Genomic DNA, 25,743 nt, shown 5'->3' with positions numbered 1-25,743 from the left:
TCACGTCTCGTTCCAGAGTCGGCGGTAGTACTCCAGGCGCTGACGGTCGGGCTCGATCCCGTAGGCCGCGATGAGCGTGTCCTCCCAGCCGGGCCCGAAGTTCCACTCGGTGCTCATCGATGCGACGGCGATGTCCGCCCAGCGGTCGGCCGTGCCGAGGGCGGCGAGATCGACGAAGGCGACGGGCCGGCCGGCGGCGTCCAGCAGGGTGTTCGGCATGCAGGCGTCCCCGTGGCACACCACCAGCCGGTCGATCGGCGGTGCCGGGATCAGGTCATCCGGAACGACGATGCCGCGCGCCGCCGCGCCCGCGATCCGCCCGTCCGTGCTCCACTCCCAGGGGCACTCGGCGACGGGCAGGGCGTCGTGCAGGGCGCGGAGCCCCTCGCCGACCGCGCGCACGGCCTTCTCCGCCTCGTCGGCCCAGCGCGGATCCACGGCACTGCTCGCATCGATCGCGACGGTGACGAGCCATTCGTGCGCGTCATCCTGCCCCTGCTCGATCACCTCGGGGACCGCGATCCAGGTGCGCGCCCACCGCAGGCGCTCCGCCTCGTCGCGCATGTTCGCCTCGTCGTCCAGCGGACCCCACTTGATGTAGCGGCCGTCGTAGGTGCGGAACGTCAGACCGCCGAGGCCGTTGCGCCAGACCGGGGTCAGCGTGGCACCGCGGGCGAGGGTGAGGACGCGCGGCGGGACCTCGACGGATGCGGAGGGGATGCTCACGTCTCCATCCTGCCCGACGGGCGCGGAGCCATCGAGAGCGGATCGTCGAGACGGTGTCGTAGGCTCGCTCTCGACGCGGTCCCCGGTCGTCGGCAGCATCCGATCGGTGCGTCGGGACCGACCGCATCAGAGGTTCGTGGTGGAACCAGGAACCACGTAGGCTGAAACTCAGTCGCACGACGACGTTCGAAGGAGAACATCAGATGCAGATCAGCGGACAGGGTGCCCTCATCACCGGCGGAGCCTCGGGGCTCGGCCTGGCGACCGCGCGCCGACTCGTCGCCGCGGGCGCGCACGTCACGATCATCGACCTCGCCTCGTCGAAGGGGGCGGAGCTCGCGGACGAGCTCGGCGGCCTCTTCGTCGCCGCCGACGTCACCAGCGCCGACGAGGTGCGGGCGGCGGTCGCAGCCGCGCAGTCCGCGGCCCCGCTGCGCGTCGTCGTGAACTGCGCCGGCATCGCGCCGCCGGCCAAGGTGCTCGACCGCGAGGGCAACCCCGCGGTGCTCGCCGACTTCGAGCGCGTGGTCCGCATCAACCTCGTCGGCACGTTCAACGTCATCTCGCAGGCCTCCGCCGTGATCGCCCAGAACGAGCTGCACGACGAGGAGCGCGGCGTCATCGTCAACACCGCGAGCGTCGCGGCGTTCGACGGGCAGGTCGGCCAGCCCGCGTACTCGGCTTCCAAGGGCGGCGTCCACGCCATGACGCTCCCCGTGGCGCGCGAGCTCGCCCGCCACGGCATCCGCGTCTGCACGATCGCCCCCGGCATCATGGAGACCCCGATGCTGATGGGGCTCCCGCAGGCCGCGCAGGACTCGCTCGGCCAGCAGGTCCCCTTCCCGTCGCGCCTCGGCCGTCCCGACGAGTACGCCGCCCTCGTGCAGCAGATCGTCGAGAACGGCTACCTCAACGGCGAGACCATCCGCCTCGACGGAGCCATCCGCATGGCACCGCGCTGACCCCGCGGCCGCCTTCCCCCTTCGCGATCAGAACCCAGGAGAACCCATGTCCCTTGCAGGCAAGACCATCCTGATGTCGGGCGGCAGCCGCGGCATCGGCCTCGCGATCGCGCTGCGTGCCGCCGCCGACGGCGCGAACATCGCGATGCTCGCGAAGACCGACACCCCGCATCCGAAGCTCGAGGGCACGATCCACACCGCGGCCGATCAGATCCGCGCGGCCGGCGGGCAGGCCCTGCCGATCGTCGGCGACGTGCGCGATGACGACGACATCACCGAAGCGGTCATGAAGACCCAGGGCGAGTTCGGCGGCATCGACATCGTGATCAACAACGCCAGCGTGATCGACCTCTCCCGCTCGCTCGACCTGAACGCCAAGAAGTACGACCTGATGCAGGACGTGAACGTGCGCGGCACGTTCATGCTGTCGCGCGCGGCGGTGCCGATCCTCAAGGACGCCGAGAACCCGCACATCCTCTCCCTCTCGCCGCCCCTGAACCCGACGCCGAAGTGGCTCGGCGCGCACACCGGCTACACGCTCGCGAAGTTCGGCATGACCATGGCGACGCTCGGCCTCGCCGCGGAGTTCGCCCGTGACGGGATCGCGGCCAACACGCTGTGGCCCCGCACCACGATCGCGACGGCGGCGGTGCAGAACCTCCTCGGCGGCGACAAGGTCATGGCCGCGAGCCGCACGCCCGACATCTACGCGGATGCCGCGTACGCCGTGCTGCTCAAGCCGGCGGCGTCGTACACCGGCCAGACGCTCATCGTGGAGGATGTGCTCGAGGCTGACGGCGTGACCGACTTCTCCGGCTACGCGGCGATCCCCGGCACCCCCGACAGCGCGCTCTTCCCGGACATCTTCCTCGACTGAGCCCGCCGGCACTCGACCGCGCGCGGGAGGACGAGGCCGAAACGGAGAGCATCCGCTCGTGGCAGAGCGGGCCGGGCGGGGTCAGATCAGCAGGTAGACCGCGCCGACGATCGTGAGGGCGATCACGATGCGGTCGAACACGCGCTGATTCATGCGGCGCGCGACCCGCAGCCCGAGGAGGGCGCCGATCACCACGAGCGGTGCCAGCACGGCATCCATCAGCAGCACGGGCGCCTCGAACAGACCGAGGCCCGCGAGGAACGGCACCTTGATCACGTTGATGATGGCGAAGAACCACGCGGATGTGCCCAGGAACACCTGCACCGGGGTGCGGGTGGCGAGGAAGTACATCGACATCACGGGGCCGCCCGCGTTGGCGACCATCGTGGTGAAACCGCCGAGCGTGCCGTAAGCGCCCGCGAGCAGGATGCCGCTGGAGGGCGGGGCGACGGTGTCCGCCCTGCTCTGCCGCCAGCGGCGCCACAGCGTCACGGCGATCATCAGCAGCAGGATCACGCCGATCGCGCGGCGGACCACGCCGTCGCCCGCGAGCGCGAGGAAGGCGAACCCGACGAGCAGACCCGCGATGACCGCGGGGGCGAGGCGCAGCAGCGTCGGCCAGTGGGCGTGACGGCGGTAGGCGGTCAGCGCGAAGAGGTCGCCCACCATGAGCAGCAGCAGCGTCGCAGCGGTCGAGGTGCGGGCGGGCAGGACGGCCGCGAACAGGGCGATGGCGAGGATGCTGCCGCCGGGCAGCGCGGTCTTCGAGACGCCGATGACCACCGCGGCCACGGCCAGGGCCGTCCACGCCCACGGATCGAGGGCGATCACCGTTGGAGCTCGGAGACGATCGCGTCGTAGCCACGGCTCGCGGCGAGGTCGACCGGGAGCACGCCGTCGCCGTCCGGGATGCCGGCATCCGCACCGCCGTCGAGGAGCGCGCGCACGACGTCCACGTAGCGGGGGGAGCCGTCTCCGAGCACGATCGCCTCGTGCAGCGCCGTCCAGTTCAGGTTGTTGACGTGGTTCGGGTCGACGCCGGCCTCGAGGAGGATCTCGACGGTCGCCAGCAGTCCGCGTTCGGACGCGGGGATCAGGGCCGTGCCCCCGAAGCGGTTGGTGCTCTTCAGGTCGGCACCGTGCTCGAGGGTCAGCACGAGGATCTCGTCGTGTCCGCGAGCGCCCGCGTACAGGTATGCCGAGTCCTGGATGTCGTCCTTCGCGTTCACGTCGGCGCCCGCCTCGATCAGGATCCGCGCGGCATCGACATGGTTCGCCTTGGTCGCGGCGACCAGGGCCGTCATCCCCTCGGAGCCGCGCGCCTCGATGTCCGCTCCCGCGTCGAGGGCCGCCCGCACGGCGTCGGCTTCCCCGGCAGCGGCGGCGGTGAGCAGGTCGTGCGTGGCGTCGGTCATGGCGGTCTCCTGTGTCGGCGGTGACGGATGCGCTTCCGCGGCGCAGCCCGACGCGGTCAGCAGGGCGGCCGCGAGGGCGGCGATGATCGTCATCCGTCGCACACGCATGCGTCTGGTATACCAAACGAGGCTGGAAGCGCGCGCTCTCAGTCCCGCGTGGCGGCCAGCGCCGCGGCGAACCGCGCGGCGCGCTGCTCGATGTCGGCCCAGTCGGCGGCCTTGATCGACGCGCCGTTCGCCAGGTCTCCGCCGGCGCCGACCGCGACCGCGCCGGCCGCGAACCAGGCGGCCAGGTTGTCGGGGCTCACGCCGCCGGTGGGCATCAGCGGGGCGTCGGGGAACGGGCCGCGCAGGGCGCCGAGGTAGGACGGACCGCCGAGCGATGCCGGGAAGATCTTCACGACGTCGACGCCGAGTTCGAGTGCGCCCATCACCTCGGTGGGGGTCATCGCTCCGGTCATCACGACGCGTCCGGTGTCGAGCATCGTGCGGGTCAGGTCGGAGAGCGTGCCGGGGCTGACGAGGAACTGCGCGCCCGCCTCGGCGGCCTGGGCGGCCTGCTCCGCTGTCGTCACGGTCCCGGCGCCGATGTACGCGGCGTCGCCGTGGCGGGCGATGAGCTCACGGATCACGGCCGGGGCGTCGGGCGTGGAGAAGGTGACCTCGATGCCGGTGACCCCGCCGCGGATGATGGCCTCGGAGGCCTCGAGCGCCAGCTCGGGGGACGGGGCGCGGAGGACGGCGAGGATGCCGGTGGCGCGGGCGGTGTCGAGACGGTCGGTCATGAGGCTCCTTGGAGTGAGGGACGCTCCCATTCTCCCCCGCGCAGGGTGCGTCGCCGCGCGTCGTCCGTGACGGGTCAGCTGCGGTGCGGTGCCCAGCCGTCGATCAGGGTCTTCGATTCCTTGAGTCCCAGTCCGGTGTGCTCGCGGAGCGCCTTGATGGCCGCGATGTTCGAGCCGGCCGCGACCAGCCGGTCGATGTCGGATGCCACGGCCGCCGGGAGCGACGCCCGGACCGCCGAGACGGTGGGGGTGGCCGGGGTGATCGAGGAGTGCACGGCGGTGGCGTTCGAGACCGCGGCGAGGTGCGGCGCCGTGGTGCTGACCGACCAGTGGTCGATGCGATCCTTGGCCTCCTTCAGGCTGACGCCGGAGCGGTCGCGGTACAGCTTGATGGCATGGATCTTCTGGTCGGCCGCGACGAGCCGGTCGATCTCGGCGATCACGTCGCCCGTCAGACCCGACACGGTCGTGGTCGCGGAGGAGGCGACCGCGGAGTGCGACGTCGCGGTCGTCGGTGTGAAGACCTGCGGCTCCGGCAGCTTCGGCCGCGTCTTGCGCATGGCGACCACGATGATCCAGATGCCGCCGATGACGACACCGCCGATGACGAGGAAGAACCCCAGGAAGAGCCAGGGGATCGTCTCCCATGCGTCCATCATGAGGGGGAGTCTACGGGAGCGGTGTCGCCCGCCCCAGGGGCTTCCCATCCGGTACCGCGTACCCTGGAGGGTATGACCGAGACTCCCCGCACGCGCGAGACGCGCCCCGCAGCATCCGCGTCCGCCCCGCAGGGTCGTCCGGCCCAGGGCAAGGTCCGTGAGACCCGCACCGCGCAGGTGCGCCCGAAGACCGAGGGGTGGACCCAGCAGAAGGATGCCGAGGGGCGTCCGCTGCTGCAGTTCGCGAGCCCGAAGCGCGGCAAGCCGCCGGTGCACCTGGCCGACCTCACCCCGACCGAGCGCATCGAGAAGGTCAAGGAGCTCGGGCTGCCCGGCTTCCGCGCGAAGCAGCTGTCGACGCACTACTTCCGCCACTACACGTCCGACCCCGAGCAGATGACCGACCTTCCGGCCGACACCCGGGAGCAGCTGGTCGCCGGGATGCTGCCGCCGCTGCTCACCGAGGTGCGACGCCTCGAGACCGACCGCGGCGACACGATCAAGTTCCTCTGGCGCCTGCACGACGGCGCCCTGGTCGAGTCGGTGCTCATGCGCTACCCCGGCCGCATCACGCTGTGCGTCTCGAGCCAGGCCGGCTGCGGCATGAACTGCCCGTTCTGCGCCACCGGACAGGCGGGCCTGACCCGCAACATGTCGACCGCCGAGATCATCGAGCAGATCGTGCGCGCCAACCGTCTGATCGCCGAGGGCGGCCTCGGTGGCAAGAAGGCCGACGACCACAGCATGGAGCGTGTCTCGAACATCGTCTTCATGGGCATGGGGGAGCCGCTCGCCAACTACAAGCGCGTCATGGATGCGGTGCGGTCGATGGTCGCCGCGCAGCCCGACGGCCTCGGCATGAGCGCCCGTGGCATCACGGTCTCCACGGTCGGTCTCGTGCCCGCCATCAAGAAGCTCGCCGACGAGAACATCCCGGTCACGTTCGCCCTGTCGCTGCACGCGCCCGACGATCACCTGCGCGACGAGCTCATCCCGGTGAACTCGCGCTGGAAGGTCGACGAGGCCCTCGACGCCGCGTACGAGTACTACGCCAAGACCGGTCGTCGCGTCTCGATCGAATACGCGCTCATCAAGGACATGAACGACCACGCCTGGCGCGCCGACCTCCTCGCGGAGAAGCTCAACCAGCGCGGACGCGGCTGGGTGCACGTGAACCCGATCCCGCTGAACCCCACTCCCGGCTCGATCTGGACCTCGTCGGAGATCCCGGTGCAGAACGAGTTCGTGCGCCGGCTCAACGACGCCGGCATCCCGACCACCCTCCGCGACACCCGCGGCAAGGAGATCGACGGGGCATGCGGTCAGCTCGTCGCCACCACCGAGGATGAGGCCGCCTCCGCCGCGATGGCCTGAGGCTCCATGATGGCCTGAGGTGTGCCCGCTCGGCGCCCGTCGGCGGCACCGAGGCGCTCGGCGCGGTCGAGCCAGCGGGTGATGGTGGCGCTGCTCGCATCCTTCACGCCGAGCATGCGGTGCGTGCGCACCGAGCGGATGCCGCAGAAGCGCATCGTGCCCCGCGCGACGTGGGTCTGCGCGGGCAGCCCGGTGAAGGGCACGAAGTACCAGGGGGTGTCCGCGAGCAGGAGCAGCCTGCCGTGACGCGCGGGCAGCAGCCCCTCGACGAGACCGAGCTTCGTGTAGCGGTACTCCTGCTGCGGCAGCAGGGCGCGGTCGAAGAAGCCCTTGAGCAGGGCGGGCACCGACCCCCACCAGAGCGGCGTCGCGATGACGATCCGGTCGGCCTCGTGCAGCGCCCGCTTCGCCTCGACGAGGTCGGGCTCGAGCGTCGTGCGCGCCCGGTAGCCGAAGCGCAGGTTCGGGTCGAAGTCGAGGTCGCGCAGCGCGAGCACGCGGGCATCGCCGTGCCCGTCGGCGTACCGCCGGGCGATGGCGGCGGTCAGCGAGAGGGCGTCGGGGTGGCCGTCGATCACGAGAGTGGGCATGTCATCTTCCTATCTGGACAGTGTCAAGCTGGGTGGACAGTGTCAAGATAGGAGACAATGTTGCTCATGTCAAGTTCGAAGGACGGCTACCACCACGGCGATCTCGCCCGTGCCCTGGAAGACGCCGCCATGCAGCTGCTGGAGCTGATGCCCGCGGCGGAGATCAGCCTGCGCGAGGTCGCCCGGGCCGCGAACGTCAGCCACAACGCCCCGTACCACCACTTCTCCGACCGGCTCGGTCTGCTCAAGGCGATCGCCGAGCGCGCCATGGCCGATCTCCTCCATCAGGTCCGCTCGGCGGCGGAGAAGGCGCCGACCCCGCGGGCCGCACTCGCCGACGGCGGCTCCGCATACGTCCGCTTCGCCGTCGAGCATCCGCATGCGTTCGATGCCGTCTACGACCCGACCGTCTGCGTGCCCGGATCTCCGACCCCGACGATGGCACCGCTGATCGACGGACTCGAGGCCGTGCTCGCCGAGGGGGCCGCCGCGGTCGGCCTCGACCGACCGACCGACGTCGTGGCGCTCTGGGGTCTGATCCACGGGCTCGGCACGCTCGCCGCCGCCGGGCACTTCACGCTCGACGAGGGCCTGTCCGCGTATGCCGCGGCTCTCGATCGACTGCTTCCCGCGGAGTGATCCGGCCCGGTTCCGTGATCCAACCTGTGAGTCGCTCAAAGCACTCTTCCACGCGATGCACAGGCGACATTTCGTAGATTGTTCGAATGCCCTATTCCGCCCATCGACCGGGTCGCTACGACTCGCAGGGTCGGATCATCCTCGACAGCGAACCCGACGCCGTCACGGATGACCTCGACTTCCTGCGCGAGTTCGAGCCCACCGGCACCGACGACGCCACCCGTGCGACGTCCGCATCCGTGCCGTCCGAGGCGACCCCGATCGCCGATGCCCTCGCTGCTGACGAGTCGACCGCTGCAGAGCCCGCCCCGGTGAGGCCACCGCGCGCGCCCCGCCTGCGCCGGCCCCGCAAGGCGCGCACGCCGCGCACGCCCGGTTCCCGCGCCCGGACCCTGGCCATCCTCGGTGGCGCAGAGGGCGAGATCCTCGACCGCGTCCCCGGCGAGACGCCGCGCTTCGTGCAGATGTTCTTCGTGCTCGCCGGCACCGCGCTCGTCTCGGCGATCTCGATGCTCTTCGCCCTGACCACGGGCGTGCAGGCAGCCCTGTGGCTCGCCGTGCCGCTCGCGCTCGTGTGGGCACTCATCATCTTCAACCTCGACCGCTTCCTCACGTCGACCATGAGCTCGACGCGCAACGTCTGGCGGCTCATCGGCCTCGCGATCCCCCGTGTGATCATGGCCGCGATCATCGGCTTCGTCGTCGCCGAGCCGCTCGTCCTGCAGATCTTCCACAACGACATCGCCCGCGAAGTCGCGTCGACCAACATCACGCAGTCGCAGACCGACCAGGAGGCACTCGAGTCGGGGCCGGAGAAGCTCGCGCTGGACGCGGCCACCGCCAAGGTCGCCGAGCTCGAGAACCAGGCGGCGACCGGCATCGTGGCAGGGACCGACGCCTCGTCGGCGACCGAGTCGGCGGCGCAGGCGACCGTCGACGACGTGACCGCGAAGATGACCGCCCAGCAGACCGTGATCGACCAGGCCCGCGCGCTCTACCAGTGTGAGCTGACCGGTGAGGGCGCCGGGACCGTTCCCGGCTGCACCGGCGTCAACGGCGAGGGCGCGAGCTCGAGCGCCGCCAAGGCCCAGCTCGCCGAGGCCCAGCAGACGTACGACGCGCTCGCCGCCCAGCTGCGCACCGCCAACGAGGAGCTCGCCGCCGCCGGCACCGCCGCGAAGGAGAACACCTCCTCGTCCGAGGCGCAGAACCGCGAGCAGGCGAAGTCGCAGCTGCCGACCGCCCGCAAGACCTATGACCAGGCGCTCACCGCGTACAACGCGCGCGCCGACGCCGTGGCGCAGGGCAACGCCGGAGCCGTGGGCCTCCTCAGCCAGATCAGCGGACTGAACCGGCTGAGCGAGAAGGAGCCCTCGATCCTGTGGGCGCACATCCTCATCGCCGCGCTGTTCTTCATGATCGAGCTGCTGCCGGTGCTGGTGAAGGTGCTCACGAGCTACGGCGACCCGAGCCTGTACGAGAAGGCGGCGGCGATCCGCAAGCAGGTCGCCCTCGACCGGGTCACGGCCGAGGGGTTCCGCGACCGCGCCGACATCGTCACGACTCCGACGCCACCCGCGGCGACGGCCTCGGCTCAGGCGACCTGACGCTGCGGCGTCGTGCTCCCGCCCGCCCCGTCGTCGTCCGCTCGCGCGACGAGCGACAGCCTCTGAGGCGGGAGCAGGACCTCCGCGATCACGGACGCGGCGTGCCCGGGTGCGGCGAGGGTCAGTGAGCGGACCAGCGCGACGGTCGACGGCGTTCGCGACCACGGCGCCCCGGTCAGGGCCGCCTCGATCAGGGAGAGCGGATGCCGCAGCGCCGGGTCGTGCGGACGGGCGTCGTCGTCGCTCAGCCACGTGATGAGCTCCGCGATGGTCCAATCCGGGCTGATTGGTCCAAGATCGTGCATCAGGGTGGTCATCTTCTCGTCCATTGGTCCAGAATCAGGTCTCATGAGCTCCGATGACAGGGCCAATGATCGGCCGGTGGACCACGGATCGGCCACGGATGATTCCACGAACCTGGTGCGCGCCGGTGAGGTCTCCTCGGGCGTGCTCTCCGCGCGGCTCGGCCGCTGGACGCACGGCGACGGCACCCTCGCGACGCGACTCGCCCGCGGCATCGAGGCGCTGATCGCGAACGGCGAGCTGCGTTCCGGCGACCGGCTGCCCGCCGAGCGCACGCTCGCGGCTGCGAGCTCCGTCTCCCGCGGCACGGTCGTCGCGGCCTACACGGACCTCGCCGAACGCGGACTCGTCGAACGGCGTCAGGGGAGCGGCACCCGCATCGCCGGTGCGGTCGCGCCTGTCGCGTCCGTGCAGCGTCCCGGCCGGGGTGAGGCCCTGTTCTCCGCGCTCCCGAATGCGATCGATCTGCTGCGCACCGTCCCGCAGATCTCCGACCTCGGCGTGCAGCTCATCCGCGATCACGAGCCGAGGCTGGATATCGCCCTGCTGCCCGAGACCGACCCGGCCGGACTCCCCGCCCTGCGCACCCTCATCGCGGACATGTACTCCGCCGAGGGGACGCCGACCACACCGGAGCAGATCCTCGTCACCCACGGTGCGCAGCAGGCCATCAGCCTGGTGGTCAACGCCCTCGTCGGTCCGGGCGACATCGTCCTCGCCGAGGAGATCACGTGGCCGGGGGTCACCGACTCGGTCGGCCTCCGCGGCGGCACGGTGCACGGCATCCCGATGGGTCCCGACGGGCTCGACGTCGACGCCCTCGAACAGGCGCTGGCCCGGTTGCGGCCCGTCGTCGTCGCGCTCAATCCGCACCACCAGAACCCGACGGGCTCGCGCCTCCCGGCCGCCGCTCGGCATCGTGTCGCCGAGCTCGCCGCGCAGTACGGGGTGCCGGTGATCGAGGACCGCGTGCTCGCCGGGATCTCCTTCGACGGCGTCGTGCCACCCACCCTCGCCGCCGAGCGCGCCGACGCCCCGGTCATCGTCGTCGAGTCCGTGTCGAAGTGGGTGTGGGCCGGCCTGCGGATCGGATGGCTGCGGGCCGACCCCGTGCTCGTGCGTCGCCTGCGCGGTGCGCGGCAGCTCGCCGACCAGTCCACGAGCGTGCCCGGTCAGCTGCTCGCGCTGGATCTGATCGCGCGCGTCGACGACCTCCGCCGGGCGAACAGCCGGATCCACCAGGAGCGTCTGCGACTGCTGCAGACCCTCATGGCCGAGCACCTGCCCGACTGGGCGGTCGAGCCGCCGCGCGGTGGACTGTCGCTGTGGGTGCGAGTGCCCGCGGGGTCCGCGGCCGCGCTCGCGAGGACCGCCGCCGCGCACGGCGTCTCGATCGCGGGGAGCGCCGCCTTCGCGGTGTCGGCCTCGCCCGACGACCACATCCGCATCCCCTTCACGGCGCCGGACGACGTGCTCGCCGAGGGGATCCGTCGGCTCGGTGCGGCCTGGCGCGAGTATCGGGACTCTCTCAGCGGACCTGCCTAGGGTGACCGCATGAACCGGATGCGGCGACAGACCCTGGGGATCTCGATCGTGGGCGTGCTCGCCGTCACGGCCTACGCGGCCTTCGCCGCGGTCCAGATCCTCGTGCTCAATCCCCTCGCCGCGGCACCCGGCCTCACGCTCGACGAGATCGACTCCGAGATGGCGAATGCGGGGGAGAGCCTCAGCGAGGGCGCGATGTTCTTCATCCTCGGCATCGGCGTGGTCCTCGCCGTGGTGCTCGCTGTGGTCTCCATCGGTGCGGGCGCACATCCCCTGGTGCCGACGATCGGGTTCCTGGTGCTGCTGATGCTCGGGACGATCGGCTATTTCGCCGCCTCGTTCGGCGCCGGCATGGCGCTCGCCGACACCTTCGGGATCAGCGGTGCCGACTACTCGCCCTGGGCGCGGCCGCTCTACGCCGTGAGCGCTCTCTCCGCGGTCGCCCTCGTCGTCGTGGGCGTCGTGCGGGCTGTGCGCCAGCGCCCGGCCCGCGCCGTCGCCTGACTTCGGACGCCGCATCCGACCCCGCCCTCCGAGCCAGCCAGTAGCGTGGATCCATGGTCAACTATCGCTATCTCGGCAACAGCGGTCTCAAGGTCTCGGAGATCACCTACGGCAACTGGGTCACCCACGCCTCGCAGGTCGGCGACGACGCCGCCGTGAAGACCGTTCATGCCGCCCTCGACGCCGGAATCACCACGTTCGACACCGCCGACACGTACGCCAACACGGCCGCCGAGGTCGTCCTCGGAAAGGCTCTGGAGGGGCAGCGCCGCGAGGGTCTGGAGATCTTCACGAAGGTCTACTTCCCGACCGGTCCGAAGGGTCCGAACGACACCGGCCTGAGCCGCAAGCACATCTTCGAGTCGATCAACGGCTCGCTGCAGCGTCTCGGCACCGACTACGTCGACCTGTACCAGGCCCACCGCTTCGATTACGAGACCCCGCTGGAGGAGACGTTCCAGGCGTTCGCCGACGTCGTCCGCCAGGGCAAGGCGCTCTACATCGGCGTCTCGGAGTGGACGGCCGAGCAGCTGCGCGAGGGACACGCGCTGGCGAAGCAGCTGGGCATCCAGCTCATCTCGAACCAGCCGCAGTACTCCATGCTGTGGCGCGTGATCGAGGGCAAGGTCGTGCCCGCCTCCGAAGAGCTCGGCATCTCGCAGATCGTCTGGTCGCCGATGGCGCAGGGCGTGCTCAGCGGCAAGTACCTGCCGGGCCAGCCGGTGCCGGAGGGCTCGCGCGCGACCGATCCGCACAGCGGCTCCGACTTCATCAAGGCGCTGCTGCGGGACGACATCCTCACCGCCGTGCAGCGTCTGAAGCCGATCGCCGAGCAGGCCGGACTCTCGATGCCGCAGCTCGCGATCGCGTGGGTGCTGCAGAACCCGAACGTGGCGGCCGCGCTGGTCGGAGCCTCCCGTCCGGAGCAGCTCGCCGAGACGGTCAAGGCCTCGGGCGTGAAGCTCGACGCCGACACGATGGCTGCGATCGACGACGCCCTGGGCGACACGGTCAATCGCGACGCCGAAGGCACCTACTCGGTCTCGCCGAAGTCCCGTCTGGTCTGAGGCCGGACGTGAAGAAGGCCGCCGTTCTTCGGAGCGGCGGCCTTCTCCACGTCCGGGTGCTGATCCTCGGCGGGCCCCGCTCAGCCGAGGGTGATGTCGACCTGGATCTCGGCGGCGAGGCGCTCGAGGTCGTCGCGCAGCGTATCCAGATCGACGGATGCCGGCACCTTCGCCACCACGGATGCCTCGAACAGGCGGCCCCCGGCCATCGCGGCATCCCGCGTCTCGGTCGCAAGCTCCTCGATGCTCAGGGCGTGGGCGCTCAGCACGGTCGAGACCTCCCGCACGATGCCGGGTCGATCGTTGCCCAGCACCTGGATCTCGAGCAGCTGATCGTCGGCGGCGGCGGCATCCGGCGTGCCCGTGAGCACCGCGAGCGTGAGCAGCCCCTGTCCCTGCAGCCCCCGCAACGCGGACTGCAGGTCGCTCGACCGCTCGTCCGCGACCGAGACCTCGATCACGCCCGCGAACGTGCCGGCGAGCTCGGCCAGCGAGCTGTTCTCCCAGTTGCCGCCGTGCGCATCCACGACATCGGCGACGGCGGCCACGAGGCCAGGACGGTCTGCACCCGCGACGGTGAGGATCAGAGTAGTCATGCGGCCAGCGTAGCCCGCAGGTCTCACTCCACCCAGGTGCCGGACTCCAGGAACGACTCCAGCCGCGCGCGGTGCGGGGCGAGGTCCCAGCCCTGCGCTGCGACCCACTCGTCCGAGTAGTACGTGCCGGCGTAGCGGACCCCGCTGTCGCAGATCAGGGTCACGACGCTGCCGGTCTCGCCCGCGGCCCGCATCCGGGCGATGAGCTGGAACGCGCCGTAAAGGTTCGTGCCGGTCGAGCCGCCGGCCCAGTGCAGGGTGCGCTCGCGCAGCATCCGGATCGCGGCGATGGACCCGGCATCGGGCACGCGGATCATCTCGTCGATCACGGTCGGCACGAACGAGGCCTCGACCTGCGGGCGGCCGATGCCCTCGATGCGACTCGGACGCCCGGCCGGCGGGTCCACGGTGCCGGCCCATCCGTCGTAGAACGCCGACCCCTCCGGGTCGACGACCGCGACCTTCGTGTCGTGGCGACGGTACTTCACGTAGCGGCCGAACGTGGCGCTCGTGCCGCCGGTGCCGGCGCCGGTCACGATCCAGGTGGGGATCGGATGCCGCTCCTGGGAGAGCTGGCTGAACACGCTCTCGGCGATGTTGTTGTTGCCGCGCCAGTCGGTCGCGCGCTCCGCGAACGTGAACTGGTCGAGGTAGTGGCCCGTGCAGTCGGACGCCAGGCGCTGCGCCTCGGGCGACATGTCCTCCGCGCGGTCCACGAAGTGGCAGGTGCCGCCGTAGAACTCGATGAGGTCGATCTTCTCCTGCACCGTCGAGCGCGGCACGACGGTGATGAACGGCAGCCCCAGCATGCGGGCGAAGTACGCCTCGGACACCGCGGTCGATCCGCTCGACGACTCCACGAGCGTGGTGTCCTCGCGGATGCGGCCGTTGACGAGGCCGTAGAGCAGGAGCGAGCGCGCGAGGCGGTGCTTGAGCGATCCGGTGGGGTGGACGGACTCGTCCTTCAGATACAGGTCGATGCCCCACTCCGGCGGCAGTGGGAACAGGTGCAGGTGCGTGTCGGCGCTGCGGTTCGCGTCGGCTTCCAGCAGGGCGATCGCGGTGCTGGTCCAGTCGCTCATGCCATCGAGACTACCGGCCGGTGCAGCCACCTCTCGGGCCGGTCACGCCGCGGCGGGATGCTCGGGACCGAGGTGCGCGTCCGTCGGCTCTCCGGCCGCGTCGCCCTTCAGCTCGATGAGGATCGTGTGCGTCGGCGTCGTGCCGGTGTTCTCGCCGGAGTGGCGCTGCGCGGGAAGCCAGACGGCCTGCCCGGTGGTGAGGGTCGTGTCGAACGTCCGCTCGCCCGCGCGGAGGCGACGGGAGAAGTCGCTGAGGGTGACCATGACCGAGTTGGGATGGTCGTGCGGGGTCGTCGCGTCGCCCGGGACGTCGGTGTACTCGAGCACGCGGACGTGCTCGTTCTCCCAGAGCGTGCGGTAGTGGTCGGGGTTGGTCAGGGTGGGATCGTCGGCGATCATGCGGCGACCGTACACCCGGGAGAGCCGGCGCGGCAGGCCCTCTTCCGGTGGTCCGCAGGCCACTCGTCCGGGGTGCGTCGACCGGCGCTCAGGGAGAGGTCGCGTGGCGCAGCCAGCGCTCGATGCCGGCGATGTGCGCGGTGGTGAGAGAGGTCGCCAGGGCGGGGTCGCGCTGGGCGATGGCATCCGAGATCGCCCGGTGCTCCGAGAGCGTGCGCTCCACGGCCCCGGTCTCGGTGAGACCGCGCCAGGCGCGCGCCCGCACCGTCTGACTGCTCAGGTGCTCGATCAGGCTCGCGAGATACGCGTTGCCGGCCATCGCCACGATGTCCCGATGGAAGCGGATGTCGTGGTCGACGAGCTCCTCGATGCTGACCGACGCGTCGATGCCGTCGACCTCGCGCTGCAGTTCCACGATCTGCTCGTCCGTGCCGAGCGTGGCGGCCAGCCCGGTGGCCTGCGACTCCAGCATCCGTCGCACCGCGAAGATCTCGAGCATCGAGTCGTCGTCGTGCATGTCGACGACGAACGAGATCGCCTCCAGCAGCAGGTGCGGCTCCAGGCTCGTCACGTAGGTGCCGTCACCGCGGCGCACGTCGAGCACGCGGATCACCTCGAGAGCCTTGACGGCCTCGCGGAGGGAGCTGCGGGACAGGCCGAGCCGTTCCGACAGCTCCTTCTCCGGGGGGAGGCGGTCGCCGGGGGCGAGCTCGCCGGACACGATCATCGCCTTGATCTTCTCGATCGCGTCGTCCGTCACTGCCATGGCGTCATCCTAGCGATTGATCCGATGTCTGCGGCAGGATGGGGGCATGCGAGTTCTCGATTCCCATCTGCACCTCTGGGACCCCGAGGTGCTGACCTACACCTGGCTCGAGGGCCCGATGGCGTACCGGTTCGCCGACCTCGAGCTCGAGCTCGCCCGTGTCGTGCAGGCCGAGCCGGAGAAGTGCGTCTTCGTGCAGGCCGAGACCGTCGAGGACGACTTCCTCGACGAGGTGCGCTGGGTCGCCGGACTCGCACCGGCCCTCGGCCTCGTCGGCATCGTCGCGGGCATCCGCCTCGACCGGGGGACCGACACCGTCGCCCACCTCGAAGGGCTCGCTGCCGAGCCTCTCGTCGTCGGCGTCCGGCATAATCTGCAGGGCGAGGTGGACGGGCTGGCGGTCTCGGCGGCGTTCGTGACCGGTGCGCGCGAGGTCGCGGCGCGCGACCTCGCGTTCGACGCCTGCGTCCGCGCCGCGCAGCTGCCGGAGGTCGCCCGTCTCGCCGGCGCGATCCCGGAGCTGCGGATCGTGCTCGACCATCTGGGCAAGCCCGCGGTCGGCACGGCATCCGCCCCGCTCGCCCCGACGGCGGAGTGGGTGCGCGACCTCGCCGAGCTGGCACGGCATCCGAACGCCTCGTGCAAGCTCTCCGGTCTGCCGGGCGAGGCGGGCGGCGACTGGAACGCTGCGCAGCTGGAGCCGTTCCTCGATGTCGCCGCCGATGCGTTCGGGCCGGAGCGACTGCTGTGGGGGAGCGACTGGCCGGTGTCGGTGATCGGGCCCGCCGAGGAGGACGACCCGCATGCGCCGGAGGACGGCTCCGCCACCTATCAGCCCACGGGGCGCACGCGCTGGGCGGACACCGTCATCTCCTGGGCGCAGTCGCGAGGGCACGACCTCGACGCCATCCTGTGGGCCAACGCCGAGCGGGTGTATCGCACCGACGGCCCGCGCGACAGCGCTCCGCCCGAGGCGCCGCGCACCGGCCTCCGCGCCTGGCTCCGCGGCACCCGCGGCTGACCGCGACCGGACACGGGTGCCGCGGAGCTGACGGAGGGAGCGGTTCTACTCGGCGCGGAGGCGCAGTCGCGCCATGCCGCCGTCGACCTCGATGGACGTGCCGGTGGTCGAACCCGCATCCGGGCCCACCAGGTACGCGACCGCCGCGGCCACCTCGGCCGGGTCGACCAGGCGCCCGTGCGGCTGCCGGGCCTCGAGCGCGGCACGCTCGGCGGCGGGGTCGGTCGCGGAGTCCAGCAGTCGCCCGACCCAGGGGGTGTCGGCGGTGCCGGGGTTGACCGCGTTCACCCGGATGCCCTCGCGCAGGTGGTCCGCGGCCATCGCGCGGGTGAGCGCCGAGACTGCGCCCTTCGACGCGCTGTAGAGCGCCCGCTGCGGCAGCCCGGTGGTCGAGGCGATGGATGCGGTGTTGCAGACCGCCGCGGCGGGCGACTGCCGCAGCCAGGGCAGGGCTGCCGTCGTGACGCGCGCGATGCCGGTCACGTTGATCGACAGGACGCGTGCCCACTCGTCGTCGTCGTTCGCGGCGATGTCGCCCTGGGCGCCGATGCCGGCGTTGTTCACGAGGATGTCGATGCGCCCGAACCGCTCGGCCACGGCGGCGACCGCCGCGTCGACGCTCGCCCGGTCGGACACGTCGGCCGTGAACGCGGCGAAGGCGGGGTCCGCTGCCGTGGTGTCGCGGTCCAGCACCGCGATGGTCGCGCCATCCGCGTGCAGTCGTCGCGCGATCGCGGCGCCGATCCCGGATGCTCCGCCGGTGACGATCGCCACGAGGCCGTTCAATGCGCTCACTTCCGGGCCTCCCATGCCACGAACTCCTGCCGCTGCCGGCCGAGGCCGTCGATCTCGATCTCCACCACGTCGCCCGCGGCGAGGTAGGGGTACTTGCCCGACAGGGCGACGCCCTGCGGGGTGCCGGTGAGGATCAGGTCGCCGGGCTCGAGGGTCACGTACTGCGACAGGTGGTGCACGATGTGCTCGACCGTGAAGATCATGTCGCTGGTGTTCGAGTCCTGGCGCGGCTCGCCGTTCACGAAGCTCCGCAGCCCCAGAGCCTGATGCTCGACCTCGTCGGGGGTGACCAGCCACGGGCCGGTCGGGTTGAAGCCGGGGGCGATCTTGCCCTTGGACCACTGGCCGCCGGACACCTCGAGCTGGAACGCACGCTCCGAGACGTCGTTCGCGGCGACGAAGCCCGCGACGTGCGCGAGCGATTCGGCCGGGGAGTCGAGGGACGAGGCGCGCGCGCCGATCACGATGCCGAGCTCGACCTCCCAGTCGGTCTTCTCGCTGCCGCGGGGGATGGTCACCGCATCGTTCGGTCCGACCACCGTGTTCGGCGTCTTCAGGAAGAGGATGGGGATGGTGGGCGGTTCCGACCCCGACTCGGCCGCGTGGGCCGCGTAGTTCATGCCGATGCAGATCACCGCGCTCGGGCGGGCGATGGGGGCGCCGATGCGCATCGTCGCGGCGTCCGCGATCTCGGGCAGCTCACCGGCGTCCCGGGCGGCGGTGACCCGGGCGACGAAGTCGCTCTCGAGGAAGTCGCCGTTCACATCGGATGTCACAGGGCGGAGGTCGAGGTAGCGGTCACCCTCCACGAGGACGGGGATCTCTGTCCCGGGGGTGCCGAGCCGCGCGAACTTCATGTTTCTCCTGACCGGTCGGGTGGCCGCTGCGATGCGGCCCATCTCGTTGACAGTATAGACATCGGATGTTTACACTCCAAAGCATCCGCACGGACAAGACCCGTGCTCCGAGAGGACCCCCACCCGTGAGCCGCATCGTCGCCCTCGACACCGCCGACATCCGCTTCCCCACGTCTCTGAGCCTGGACGGATCGGACGCGATGAACCCCGATCCGGACTACTCCGCGGCCTACGTCGTGGTGCGCACGGATGCCGGGGACGGCATCGAGGGGCACGCGTTCGTCTTCACGATCGGGCGGGGGAACGACGTGCAGGTCGCGGCGATCGACGCTCTCGCCGGACACCTCGTCGGACGGGAGGTCGAACCCCTGCTCGACGACATGGGCGGCACGTTCCGCGACCTCATCGGCGACTCGCAGCTGCGGTGGCTCGGCCCGGAGAAGGGCGTCATGCACATGGCGATCGGCGCCGTGATCAACGGGCTGTGGGACCTCAAGGCCAAGCGCGCCGGCCTCCCGCTCTGGCAGCTGCTCGCCCGCATGACGCCGGAGGAGATCGTCGACCTCGTCGACTTCCGCTACCTCACCAACGCCCTCACCCGTGAGGACGCCCTCGACATCCTGCGCGCCGCGGAGCCGGGCCGCACCGAGCGGGAGCAGCAGCTGCTCGCGACGGGGTACCCGGGGTACACCACGAGTCCCGGGTGGCTCGGGTACTCCGACGAGAAGCTCGAGCGCCTCGCCCGCGAGGCCATGGCCGACGGCTTCACTCAGATCAAGCTCAAGGTGGGCGCCGACCTCGACGACGACATCCGTCGGTTCCGCAAGGCGCGCGAGGTGTGCGGGCCCGACTTCCCGATCGCGATCGACGCGAACCAGCGCTGGGAGGTGGCGGAGGCGATCGAGTGGGTGAACGCCCTCGCCGAGTTCCACCCCGCGTGGGTCGAGGAGCCCACCAGCCCCGACGACGTCCTCGGTCACGCCGAGATCGCCCGCGGCGTCGCGCCCATCCGCGTCGCGACCGGCGAGCACGCGCAGAACCGCGTGATCTTCAAGCAGCTGCTGCAGGCGGACGCCATCTCGGTCATGCAGATCGATGCGACGCGGGTGGCGGGCGTCAACGAGAACATCGCGAACCTGCTGCTCGCCGCCAGGTTCGGCGTGCCGGTGTGCCCGCACGCGGGCGGTGTCGGGCTGTGCGAGGCGGTGCAGCATCTGTCGATGTTCGACTTCGTCGCGGTCACCGGCACCCGCGAGGGCCGCATGATCGAGTTCGTCGACCACCTGCACGAGCACTTCGTCGTCCCGACCGACATCCAGGGCGGGTCCTACATGGCGCCGACCGCGCCCGGATCGGGCATGGAGATGAAGGCGGACAGCATCGCCGAGTACACCTGGACGGGCACGCACGCCGGGGCGTGATCGCGGCCGTCCTCGGGCGGGCTCCGGTCAGCCGGCGGCGCGGCGCGCGCGATACGCGGCGACCGCGTTGCGGTTCGCGCACGTCGTGGAGCAGTACCTCTTCGAGCGGTTGCGGGAGAGGTCGAGGGCGATGGCCAGGCAGGTGTCGTCCTCGCAGACCGAGAGGCGCGACCCCTCGTCGGCGCGGATGACGTCGATCAGGGCCATGGCGGTCTCGAGGAGCACGCGTTCGTCGAGGGGATGGTCGTCGGTCACGGTGTGCAGGTGCCAGTCGGCGCCGTCGTGTCGGAGCAGGCGCGGGGTGAGCCGGACCTCCGCGAGAGCCTCGTTGACGTGCGCGGCCATCTCGTCGCGGGAAGCGAGCAGCATCGAACGCAGGCGCGGACGCAGCGCGCGCAGGGATGCCACCTCGGCCTGGTCGCGATCGAGCCTTCCGGTGTAGGGGAAGTCGCGGAGGAACGCGGCCTCGTCGTCCACGTCGTTGAGTGTGTCCGGATCCTCCGCGGAGTTCACGAGCCAGACGGCGGCCCGCAGTGCATCCTCGGTGTCATCGGTGAAGATCATGTTGACATCTTACAACTCGCGCGAGTAGCGTCATCGATCATGAGCACGGTGAGCAATGACGCAGGGCTGAGGTCCGCACGGGACGTGCGCCTCGGGCTGCCGCTCGCGATCGCCGCGGCCTTCGCCTTCGGCATGTCGGGCGGATGGGCGCGCGGACTCATCGACGCCGGATGGACGCCGGGCGCCGCGGTCACGGCGCGCATCTGGGTCGCGGCGCTCGTGCTCCTGATCCCGACGATCCTGTCCCTGCGTGGGCGGTGGGGGCTGCTGCGGCGCAACGCGGGCATGATCCTCGCCTACGGACTGCTCGCGGTCACCGCGACCCAGCTCTTCTACTTCCAGGCCGTCGCGGTCATGGACGTCGGCCTCGCGCTCCTCATCGAGTACACCGCTCCGGTCGCGGTGCTGCTGTGGCTCTGGCTGCGGCGGGGGGAGCGTCCGACCCGTCGGAGCATCGTCGGCGCGGCCATCGCGTTCGTCGGTCTGGTGCTCATGCTCGACATCCTCACCGGCGCCGACGTGAACGTGGCCGGCATCCTGTGGGCGCTCGGGGCCATGGTGGGCGCGGCGACGTACTTCGTGCTCTCGGCCAAGGCCGACACCGGCCTGCCGCCCATCGCCCTCGCCGGGAGCGGACTGCTGCTCGGCGCCCTGGGGCTGACGGTCGCGGGAGCGATCGGCGTGCTGCCGATCTCGTGGACGACGGAGGACATCGCGTACCGGTTCGGCAGTGTGCCGTGGTTCGTCCCGGTGCTGGCGATGGGTGTCGTCGCGACCGCCCTCGCGTATCTGCTCGGCATCGCGTCGACCCGGATGCTGGGTTCGCGGCTCGCCTCGTTCGTCGCGCTCGCCGAGGTGGTCGCCGCCCTGTTGTTCGGCTGGCTGCTGCTCGGACAGCTCCCCGACCTGCTGCAGGCCCTCGGCGGCGTGCTCGTGCTCGCGGGTGTCGTCGTGGTCAAGCTCGGTGAGCCCGCCCCAACGGCGGACTTCGTCGAGCCCATGCCCGAGGCGCCGCTGTCGGTCGTCGAGGGGGAGTCTCCTCCGGCCTGAGTCGGCGGGCCATCCTGAGCCGGCAGGCGATCCTGAGCCGGCGGGCGATCCCGAGTCGGCCGGCGAGGACAGCGCCTAGGCTGGGTTCGGCTGCTCGACGTCGCAGAGGAGATGATGGTGCCGGCTGATCAGACGTCGACGGTCCCGAGTCAGCGCGTCCTCCTCGATGCCGCGACGGCGGAGCTGGGGGCGTTCGAACGGGTCGGGCACAAAGACCTCGCTCTCGAGGCGTGGCACGCGGCCCGAGAAGCGGCGGACAAGGCGCGACGGGACTGCTGGGCGACGCTGCGCGCCGAGTACGGTGCGCGCAACCCGCACCTGGGGTGGGCATCGCTCACGTTGCTCGCTGCGGCGATGTGCGCGGGCGTCGCGGCCGTGCTCGCCAGCGGAATCCGATTCGACCCTGCGAGCACGGCGATCGTCGTGGCCGTTCTCGCGGCGATCGCGGCGATCGGCGTCCTTGCCGTCATCCTGTCGAGCCGATTCCGCCCGATGAGTGCCGGCGCATCCCGACCGCTGATGGTCGTCACGATCGGGCTCGTCCTGGCTGCCGCGTTCCAGATCTCGCGGGGGCTGACGACGGCTCCCGTGGTCGGCGCAGCCGCCGTGATCGGCGCGGGCGCGTTCCTCACCTACTTCCTGGCCCGTGGGCGCGATCCGGAAGGGACCGAGGAGATCGATACCGCGATCAACGTCGCGTTCGCCCGGATGCGCCCCGAGGTGACCGCGATCGGCGAGCGGATGCAGGCCGACCTCACGGCCCGGTTGAGCGTGCCGGAGCAGGAGAGCATCGTCGGGATGCGCGGGGCGATCCCGGAAGGGGCGCCGGTCGACGACCGGGCACCGGCCGGCGGCGTGATCATCGCCGTTCTCCTGGGTACGTGGGTGCCGGACGTCCTTCGCGAGTCGGGCGTCTGAACTCGTCGTCCGTCGATCGCGACCTTCTGTGTTGCCGACGGCGGCGCGGTGAATGTATACGGGAAGCGGCCTCAGGAAGAACTCCGGCCCGACAGCGCCGGTTTATGTATACACTGAGGGCATGACCCTCGCCGTCGAACGCACCTCCGCGAGCGATCGCGCGTATGCGGCCCTGCTCGACGACATCCAGTCCGGTGCCCTTCCGGCCGGCTTCGTGCTCGGCGAGGTCGACCAGGCCGAGCGGCTGGGCGTGAGCCGCACGCCGATGCGCGAAGCGCTGCGTCGCCTCATCGCCGACGGGCTCGTCGTGCAGCAGTCGCCGCGGGTCACCGTGGTCGCCGACCTCGACGCCGACGACATCCGCTCCCTCTTCGAGATCCGCCGCGCACTCGAGGAGAGCTCGGCCCGTCTCGCCGCTGCCCGGGGAGACGCCGCACTCTTCGGCGCGCTCGCGGACGAGTTCGCGCAGGTCGACCTCGACGGGGCGGAAGGCCGCGACGCGTACTACGCGCTGATCGCCCGGTTCGACGCGGCGCTCGACGCCGCGGTCGCCAACGACTACATCGCCTCGGCACTGCGCACCGTGCGGACCCACCTCGTGCGGGTGCGCCGGATGGCGCGCGACAAGCCCGCCCGCCTCGCCGCCTCCGCCGGCGAGCACCGCACCATCGCTCAGGCGCTCGCCGCCCGCGACGGCGACCTCGCCGCCCACGCCACGCACGTGCATCTGCACAACGCGCTCGCCGGCATCCTCGACTCCCTCCCCGACAGCAACAGTGAAGGATAAGCAATGACCGTCACCCACCACGTCCGTGTGCACCGCAGCGACGAGAACCTCGCCCGGGAAGACCAGCTCGCCTGGAAGATCGCCGAGGTCGCCGCCGACCGGGTCGAGGTCGAGCAGGACGTCGTCGACATGATCATCAACCGCATCATCGACAACGCGTCGGTGGCTGCGGCCTCCCTCACCCGCGGTCCCATCAACGCGGCCCGCGCGCAGGCGTTCAGCCACCCCGTCTCGACCGGCGGCGTCGGCGCGAACCTCTTCGGTGCGGCGCTCGACCACCGCACCAGCCCGGAGTGGGCGGCCTGGGCGAACGGCGTGGCCGTGCGCGAGCTCGACTACCACGACACGTTCCTCGCCGCCGAGTACTCGCACCCGGGCGACAACATCCCGCCGATCCTCGCCGTGGCGCAGCACACGGGCAAGGACGGTCGGGCGCTGGTCCGCGGCATCGCCACCGGCTACGAGATCCAGATGGACCTGGTGCGCGCGATCTGCCTGCACAAGCACAAGATCGACCACGTCGCCCACCTCGGCCCGTCGGCCGCCGCCGGCATCGGCACCCTCCTCGGCCTCGACGTCGAGACCATCTACCAGGCCGTCGGCCAGGGACTGCACACGACCACCGCCACGCGCCAGAGCCGCAAGGGCGAGATCTCGACCTGGAAGGCGCACGCTCCGGCGTTCGCGGGCAAGATGGCCGTCGAGGCGGTCGACCGGGCGATGCGCGGGCAGACCAGCCCGGCCCCGATCTACGAAGGCGAAGACGGCGTGATCGCCTGGATGCTCGACGGCAAGGACGCGGCCTACGACGTGCCGCTCCCCGCCGCCGGTGAGCCCAAGCGCGCGATCCTCGACTCGTACACGAAGGAGCACTCGGCCGAGTATCAGGCGCAGGCGCTCATCGACCTCGCCCGCAAGCTGGGGCTCGAGAACCCGGCGCTGCGCGACCCCGCGAACATCGATCAGATCGTCATCCACACCAGCCACCACACGCACAACGTGATCGGCTCGGGCGCGAACGACCCGCAGAAGTACGACCCGACCGCGTCGCGCGAGACGCTGGACCACTCGGTGCCCTACATCTTCGCGGTGGCGCTGCAGGACGGCGGCTGGCACCACGTCGACTCCTACACGCCCGAGCGTGCGGGCCGCGCCGACACCGTCGCGCTGTGGCACAAGATCACCACGGCGGAGGATGCCGAGTGGACGCGCCGCTACCACTCGGAGGACCCCGCCGAGAAGGCGTTCGGCGGTCGCGTCGAGATCCGCCTGACCGACGGCTCGACCGTGGTCGACGAGATCGCCGTGGCCGACGCGCACCCGCTCGGAGCCCGTCCGTTCGCCCGCGAGAACTACATCGCGAAGTTCCGTCTGCTGGCGGAGCCCGTGCTCGAGCCCGCCGAGATCGAGCGGTTCCTCGCCCTCGTGCAGCGCCTGCCCGAGCTCACGGCCGCCGAGGTCGGCGAGCTGTCGATCGTCGCGAAGCCCGGGCTGCTCGAGGCCGCTCCGGCGCCGGCGGGACTGTTCTGATGCTGTATTCCACCGTCACCCCCGCCGAGAAGCGCCGGCTGTTCCGTGAGCGCCTCGCGAGCGGCGAGCTGCTGCGCTTCCCCGGCGCGTTCAACCCGCTGAGCGCGCGCCTGATCGAGCAGAAGGGCTTCGACGGCGTCTACATCTCCGGCGCCGTGCTCTCGGCCGACCTGGGGCTGCCCGACATCGGCCTCACCACGCTCACGGAGGTCGCCGGCCGGGCGAAGCAGATCGCCCGCATGACCGACCTCCCCGCGATCGTCGACGCCGACACCGGCTTCGGCGAGCCGATGAACGTCGCCCGCACGATCCAGGAGCTCGAGGATGCGGGGCTCGCGGGCACGCACATCGAGGACCAGATCAACCCGAAGCGCTGCGGTCACCTCGACGGCAAGGCGGTCGTCGACGAGAACACCGCGATCAAGCGCATCCGCGCCGCCGCCGACGCCCGTCGTGACGAGAACTTCCTCATCATGGCGCGTACCGACATCCGCGCGATCGAGGGGCTGGACGCGGCGATCGACCGCGCCAAGGCGCTGGTGGACGCCGGGGCCGACGCGATCTTCCCGGAGGCCATGCGCACACTGGCCGAGTTCGAGGCCATGGCCGAGGCGCTCGACGTGCCGATCCTGGCGAACATGACCGAGTTCGGCAAGAGCGAGCTGTTCTCCACGGACCAGCTGCGCGACGCCGGCGTGAACCTCGTCATCTGGCCGGTCTCGCTGCTGCGCATCTCGATGGGCGCGGCGGGCCGCGCGCTCGATACGCTGAACGACGAGGGGCACCTGACCTCGAAGCTCGGCGAGATGCAGCACCGCGCCGATCTCTACGACCTGATCGACTACGAGTCGTACAACCACTTCGACTCCGGCGTCTTCAACTTCACCATCACGAAGGAGTGACC

Annotated in this window: 29 protein-coding genes; 15 read left to right on the top strand and 14 right to left on the bottom strand. The window is 71.0% G+C overall.

The features are described 5' to 3' along the window. Positions 1–726, bottom strand: coding sequence for an aminoglycoside 3'-phosphotransferase (locus tag MME74_RS16350; protein ID WP_267416146.1), 726 nt, complete (start codon positions 724–726; stop codon positions 1–3). A gap of 203 nt (positions 727–929) precedes the next feature. Here MME74_RS16350 and MME74_RS16345 point away from each other — a divergent pair, with 203 nt between their 5' ends. Then, complete coding sequence (locus MME74_RS16345; RefSeq protein ID WP_267416145.1) at positions 930–1,688, top strand: SDR family NAD(P)-dependent oxidoreductase; 759 nt, start codon at positions 930–932, stop codon at positions 1,686–1,688. A 46-nt stretch (positions 1,689–1,734) separates the two neighbouring features. Then, positions 1,735–2,565: an SDR family oxidoreductase gene (locus MME74_RS16340; RefSeq protein ID WP_267416144.1), complete on the top strand. Its 831-nt coding sequence runs from the start codon at positions 1,735–1,737 to the stop codon at positions 2,563–2,565. A gap of 81 nt (positions 2,566–2,646) precedes the next feature. Here MME74_RS16340 and MME74_RS16335 read toward each other — a convergent pair whose 3' ends face one another. From MME74_RS16335 to MME74_RS16320, 4 genes are all read right to left on the bottom strand, one after another. After that, positions 2,647–3,396: a sulfite exporter TauE/SafE family protein gene (locus MME74_RS16335; protein WP_267416143.1), complete on the bottom strand. Its 750-nt coding sequence runs from the start codon at positions 3,394–3,396 to the stop codon at positions 2,647–2,649. Beyond that, positions 3,393–4,088 (bottom strand): ankyrin repeat domain-containing protein, encoded by a 696-nt coding sequence (locus MME74_RS16330; protein WP_267416142.1) that lies wholly within the window; start codon positions 4,086–4,088, stop codon positions 3,393–3,395. The genes MME74_RS16335 and MME74_RS16330 overlap by 4 nt, the downstream gene beginning before the upstream one ends. Before the next feature lie 38 nt (positions 4,089–4,126). Next, a complete protein-coding gene (locus tag MME74_RS16325) occupies positions 4,127–4,765 on the bottom strand; it encodes a bifunctional 4-hydroxy-2-oxoglutarate aldolase/2-dehydro-3-deoxy-phosphogluconate aldolase (RefSeq protein WP_267416141.1) in 639 nt (212 codons plus the stop codon). Positions 4,766–4,839: 74 nt separating this feature from the next. Further along, the gene (locus tag MME74_RS16320; RefSeq protein WP_267416140.1) at positions 4,840–5,424 is read right to left on the bottom strand and encodes a ribosomal protein L7/L12; all 585 of its coding nucleotides are present in this window, start codon (positions 5,422–5,424) and stop codon (positions 4,840–4,842) included. A gap of 72 nt (positions 5,425–5,496) precedes the next feature. Between MME74_RS16320 and rlmN the strand changes: the two genes are divergently transcribed. Further along, positions 5,497–6,798, top strand: a complete 1,302-nt coding sequence (gene rlmN / locus MME74_RS16315) for a 23S rRNA (adenine(2503)-C(2))-methyltransferase RlmN (RefSeq protein WP_267416139.1) — start codon at positions 5,497–5,499, stop codon at positions 6,796–6,798. On the opposite strand, the gene MME74_RS16310 is transcribed toward rlmN, so the two are convergent. Continuing rightward, a complete protein-coding gene (locus tag MME74_RS16310) occupies positions 6,747–7,388 on the bottom strand; it encodes an NAD(P)H-dependent oxidoreductase (RefSeq protein ID WP_267416138.1) in 642 nt (213 codons plus the stop codon). The two genes, rlmN and MME74_RS16310, sit on opposite strands and share 52 nt — an antisense overlap. 66 nt (positions 7,389–7,454) lie before the next feature. On the opposite strand from MME74_RS16310, the gene MME74_RS16305 reads away from it, so the two are divergent. After that, complete coding sequence (locus MME74_RS16305) at positions 7,455–8,027, top strand: TetR/AcrR family transcriptional regulator (RefSeq protein ID WP_267416137.1); 573 nt, start codon at positions 7,455–7,457, stop codon at positions 8,025–8,027. 86 nt (positions 8,028–8,113) lie between these two features. Continuing rightward, entirely contained in the window at positions 8,114–9,634 is a 1,521-nt protein-coding gene (locus tag MME74_RS16300) for a DUF4407 domain-containing protein (RefSeq protein WP_267416136.1), read from the top strand. Here the strand turns inward: MME74_RS16300 and MME74_RS16295 are convergent. After that, positions 9,622–9,963, bottom strand: coding sequence for a hypothetical protein (locus MME74_RS16295; RefSeq protein ID WP_267416135.1), 342 nt, complete (start codon positions 9,961–9,963; stop codon positions 9,622–9,624). The two genes, MME74_RS16300 and MME74_RS16295, sit on opposite strands and share 13 nt — an antisense overlap. A 19-nt stretch (positions 9,964–9,982) precedes the next feature. On the opposite strand from MME74_RS16295, the gene MME74_RS16290 reads away from it, so the two are divergent. Genes MME74_RS16290 through MME74_RS16280 form a run of 3 tightly spaced genes read left to right on the top strand, consistent with a single transcriptional unit; the run spans position 9,983 to position 13,053 of the window. After that, positions 9,983–11,482: a PLP-dependent aminotransferase family protein gene (locus MME74_RS16290; RefSeq protein ID WP_267416134.1), complete on the top strand. Its 1,500-nt coding sequence runs from the start codon at positions 9,983–9,985 to the stop codon at positions 11,480–11,482. 9 nt (positions 11,483–11,491) lie between these two features. Beyond that, a complete protein-coding gene (locus MME74_RS16285; RefSeq protein ID WP_267416133.1) occupies positions 11,492–11,986 on the top strand; it encodes a hypothetical protein in 495 nt (164 codons plus the stop codon). Positions 11,987–12,039: 53 nt separating this feature from the next. Further along, positions 12,040–13,053, top strand: a complete 1,014-nt coding sequence (locus MME74_RS16280) for an aldo/keto reductase family protein (RefSeq protein ID WP_267416132.1) — start codon at positions 12,040–12,042, stop codon at positions 13,051–13,053. An 80-nt stretch (positions 13,054–13,133) separates the two neighbouring features. Here MME74_RS16280 and MME74_RS16275 read toward each other — a convergent pair whose 3' ends face one another. The 4 genes from MME74_RS16275 to MME74_RS16260 all read right to left on the bottom strand — a co-directional run bounded on the left by MME74_RS16275 (position 13,134) and on the right by MME74_RS16260 (position 15,896). Beyond that, on the bottom strand, positions 13,134–13,649 hold the full coding sequence (locus MME74_RS16275; protein ID WP_267416131.1) for a glycine cleavage system protein R: 516 nt from the start codon (positions 13,647–13,649) through the stop codon (positions 13,134–13,136). Between the two features lie 23 nt (positions 13,650–13,672). Further along, complete coding sequence (locus tag MME74_RS16270) at positions 13,673–14,731, bottom strand: PLP-dependent cysteine synthase family protein (protein ID WP_267416130.1); 1,059 nt, start codon at positions 14,729–14,731, stop codon at positions 13,673–13,675. A gap of 42 nt (positions 14,732–14,773) precedes the next feature. After that, positions 14,774–15,130 carry a cytoplasmic protein gene (locus tag MME74_RS16265; protein ID WP_267416129.1) on the bottom strand — a complete coding sequence of 119 codons (357 nt, stop codon included), beginning with the start codon at positions 15,128–15,130 and terminating at the stop codon, positions 14,774–14,776. A gap of 88 nt (positions 15,131–15,218) precedes the next feature. After that, positions 15,219–15,896, bottom strand: coding sequence for a FadR/GntR family transcriptional regulator (locus MME74_RS16260; protein ID WP_267416128.1), 678 nt, complete (start codon positions 15,894–15,896; stop codon positions 15,219–15,221). Positions 15,897–15,942: 46 nt separating this feature from the next. On the opposite strand from MME74_RS16260, the gene MME74_RS16255 reads away from it, so the two are divergent. Continuing rightward, complete coding sequence (locus tag MME74_RS16255) at positions 15,943–16,917, top strand: amidohydrolase family protein (RefSeq protein ID WP_267416126.1); 975 nt, start codon at positions 15,943–15,945, stop codon at positions 16,915–16,917. A gap of 45 nt (positions 16,918–16,962) precedes the next feature. Here the strand turns inward: MME74_RS16255 and MME74_RS16250 are convergent, their stop codons facing one another. Continuing rightward, positions 16,963–17,727: an SDR family NAD(P)-dependent oxidoreductase gene (locus MME74_RS16250; protein ID WP_267416125.1), complete on the bottom strand. Its 765-nt coding sequence runs from the start codon at positions 17,725–17,727 to the stop codon at positions 16,963–16,965. After that, positions 17,709–18,569, bottom strand: a complete 861-nt coding sequence (locus tag MME74_RS16245) for a fumarylacetoacetate hydrolase family protein (RefSeq protein WP_267416124.1) — start codon at positions 18,567–18,569, stop codon at positions 17,709–17,711. Before MME74_RS16245 ends, MME74_RS16250 begins: the two co-directional genes overlap by 19 nt. A gap of 125 nt (positions 18,570–18,694) precedes the next feature. Here MME74_RS16245 and MME74_RS16240 point away from each other — a divergent pair, with 125 nt between their 5' ends. Beyond that, positions 18,695–19,990 carry an L-fuconate dehydratase gene (locus tag MME74_RS16240; protein ID WP_267416123.1) on the top strand — a complete coding sequence of 432 codons (1,296 nt, stop codon included), beginning with the start codon at positions 18,695–18,697 and terminating at the stop codon, positions 19,988–19,990. A gap of 27 nt (positions 19,991–20,017) precedes the next feature. Here the strand turns inward: MME74_RS16240 and MME74_RS16235 are convergent, their stop codons facing one another. Further along, complete coding sequence (locus MME74_RS16235; protein ID WP_267416122.1) at positions 20,018–20,554, bottom strand: CGNR zinc finger domain-containing protein; 537 nt, start codon at positions 20,552–20,554, stop codon at positions 20,018–20,020. 48 nt (positions 20,555–20,602) lie between these two features. On the opposite strand from MME74_RS16235, the gene MME74_RS16230 reads away from it, so the two are divergent. The 5 genes from MME74_RS16230 (at position 20,603) to prpB (ending at position 25,741) form a co-directional block, all read left to right on the top strand. Beyond that, positions 20,603–21,604 carry an EamA family transporter gene (locus MME74_RS16230; RefSeq protein ID WP_416383324.1) on the top strand — a complete coding sequence of 334 codons (1,002 nt, stop codon included), beginning with the start codon at positions 20,603–20,605 and terminating at the stop codon, positions 21,602–21,604. Positions 21,605–21,721: 117 nt separating this feature from the next. Then, complete coding sequence (locus MME74_RS16225; RefSeq protein ID WP_267416120.1) at positions 21,722–22,522, top strand: hypothetical protein; 801 nt, start codon at positions 21,722–21,724, stop codon at positions 22,520–22,522. Positions 22,523–22,643: 121 nt separating this feature from the next. Further along, the gene (locus MME74_RS16220) at positions 22,644–23,309 is read left to right on the top strand and encodes a GntR family transcriptional regulator (RefSeq protein WP_267416119.1); all 666 of its coding nucleotides are present in this window, start codon (positions 22,644–22,646) and stop codon (positions 23,307–23,309) included. Positions 23,310–23,312: 3 nt separating this feature from the next. Next, entirely contained in the window at positions 23,313–24,839 is a 1,527-nt protein-coding gene (locus MME74_RS16215) for an MmgE/PrpD family protein (RefSeq protein WP_267416118.1), read from the top strand. Then, positions 24,839–25,741, top strand: a complete 903-nt coding sequence (gene prpB, locus MME74_RS16210) for a methylisocitrate lyase (RefSeq protein ID WP_267416117.1) — start codon at positions 24,839–24,841, stop codon at positions 25,739–25,741. The genes MME74_RS16215 and prpB overlap by 1 nt, the downstream gene beginning before the upstream one ends. Positions 25,742–25,743 lie beyond the last annotated feature (2 nt).

It is taken from the genome of Microbacterium oxydans (assembly GCF_026559675.1).
Lineage (GTDB): Bacteria > Actinomycetota > Actinomycetes > Actinomycetales > Microbacteriaceae > Microbacterium > Microbacterium oxydans_D.
The sequence above is the reverse complement of the archived record's forward strand: the minus strand, read 5'-3'. Positions and strand labels throughout refer to the sequence as shown.

Coding starts and splice junctions, on each gene's coding strand:
- MME74_RS16260 (WP_267416128.1), bottom strand. CDS start 15,896: ATGGCAGTGACGGACGACGCGATCGAGAAGATCAAGGCGATGATCGTG.
- MME74_RS16270 (WP_267416130.1), bottom strand. CDS start 14,731: ATGAGCGACTGGACCAGCACCGCGATCGCCCTGCTGGAAGCCGACGCG.
- MME74_RS16290 (WP_267416134.1), top strand. CDS start 9,983: ATGAGCTCCGATGACAGGGCCAATGATCGGCCGGTGGACCACGGATCG.
- rlmN (WP_267416139.1), top strand. CDS start 5,497: ATGACCGAGACTCCCCGCACGCGCGAGACGCGCCCCGCAGCATCCGCG.
- MME74_RS16325 (WP_267416141.1), bottom strand. CDS start 4,765: ATGACCGACCGTCTCGACACCGCCCGCGCCACCGGCATCCTCGCCGTC.
- prpB (WP_267416117.1), top strand. CDS start 24,839: ATGCTGTATTCCACCGTCACCCCCGCCGAGAAGCGCCGGCTGTTCCGT.
- MME74_RS16345 (WP_267416145.1), top strand. CDS start 930: ATGCAGATCAGCGGACAGGGTGCCCTCATCACCGGCGGAGCCTCGGGG.
- MME74_RS16310 (WP_267416138.1), bottom strand. CDS start 7,388: ATGCCCACTCTCGTGATCGACGGCCACCCCGACGCCCTCTCGCTGACC.
- MME74_RS16235 (WP_267416122.1), bottom strand. CDS start 20,554: ATGATCTTCACCGATGACACCGAGGATGCACTGCGGGCCGCCGTCTGG.
- MME74_RS16245 (WP_267416124.1), bottom strand. CDS start 18,569: ATGAAGTTCGCGCGGCTCGGCACCCCCGGGACAGAGATCCCCGTCCTC.
- MME74_RS16285 (WP_267416133.1), top strand. CDS start 11,492: ATGAACCGGATGCGGCGACAGACCCTGGGGATCTCGATCGTGGGCGTG.
- MME74_RS16215 (WP_267416118.1), top strand. CDS start 23,313: ATGACCGTCACCCACCACGTCCGTGTGCACCGCAGCGACGAGAACCTC.
- MME74_RS16250 (WP_267416125.1), bottom strand. CDS start 17,727: ATGGGAGGCCCGGAAGTGAGCGCATTGAACGGCCTCGTGGCGATCGTC.
- MME74_RS16255 (WP_267416126.1), top strand. CDS start 15,943: ATGCGAGTTCTCGATTCCCATCTGCACCTCTGGGACCCCGAGGTGCTG.
- MME74_RS16275 (WP_267416131.1), bottom strand. CDS start 13,649: ATGACTACTCTGATCCTCACCGTCGCGGGTGCAGACCGTCCTGGCCTC.
- MME74_RS16305 (WP_267416137.1), top strand. CDS start 7,455: ATGTCAAGTTCGAAGGACGGCTACCACCACGGCGATCTCGCCCGTGCC.
- MME74_RS16340 (WP_267416144.1), top strand. CDS start 1,735: ATGTCCCTTGCAGGCAAGACCATCCTGATGTCGGGCGGCAGCCGCGGC.
- MME74_RS16295 (WP_267416135.1), bottom strand. CDS start 9,963: ATGGACGAGAAGATGACCACCCTGATGCACGATCTTGGACCAATCAGC.
- MME74_RS16265 (WP_267416129.1), bottom strand. CDS start 15,130: ATGATCGCCGACGATCCCACCCTGACCAACCCCGACCACTACCGCACG.
- MME74_RS16330 (WP_267416142.1), bottom strand. CDS start 4,088: ATGCGTGTGCGACGGATGACGATCATCGCCGCCCTCGCGGCCGCCCTG.
- MME74_RS16280 (WP_267416132.1), top strand. CDS start 12,040: ATGGTCAACTATCGCTATCTCGGCAACAGCGGTCTCAAGGTCTCGGAG.
- MME74_RS16300 (WP_267416136.1), top strand. CDS start 8,114: ATGCCCTATTCCGCCCATCGACCGGGTCGCTACGACTCGCAGGGTCGG.
- MME74_RS16320 (WP_267416140.1), bottom strand. CDS start 5,424: ATGATGGACGCATGGGAGACGATCCCCTGGCTCTTCCTGGGGTTCTTC.
- MME74_RS16220 (WP_267416119.1), top strand. CDS start 22,644: ATGACCCTCGCCGTCGAACGCACCTCCGCGAGCGATCGCGCGTATGCG.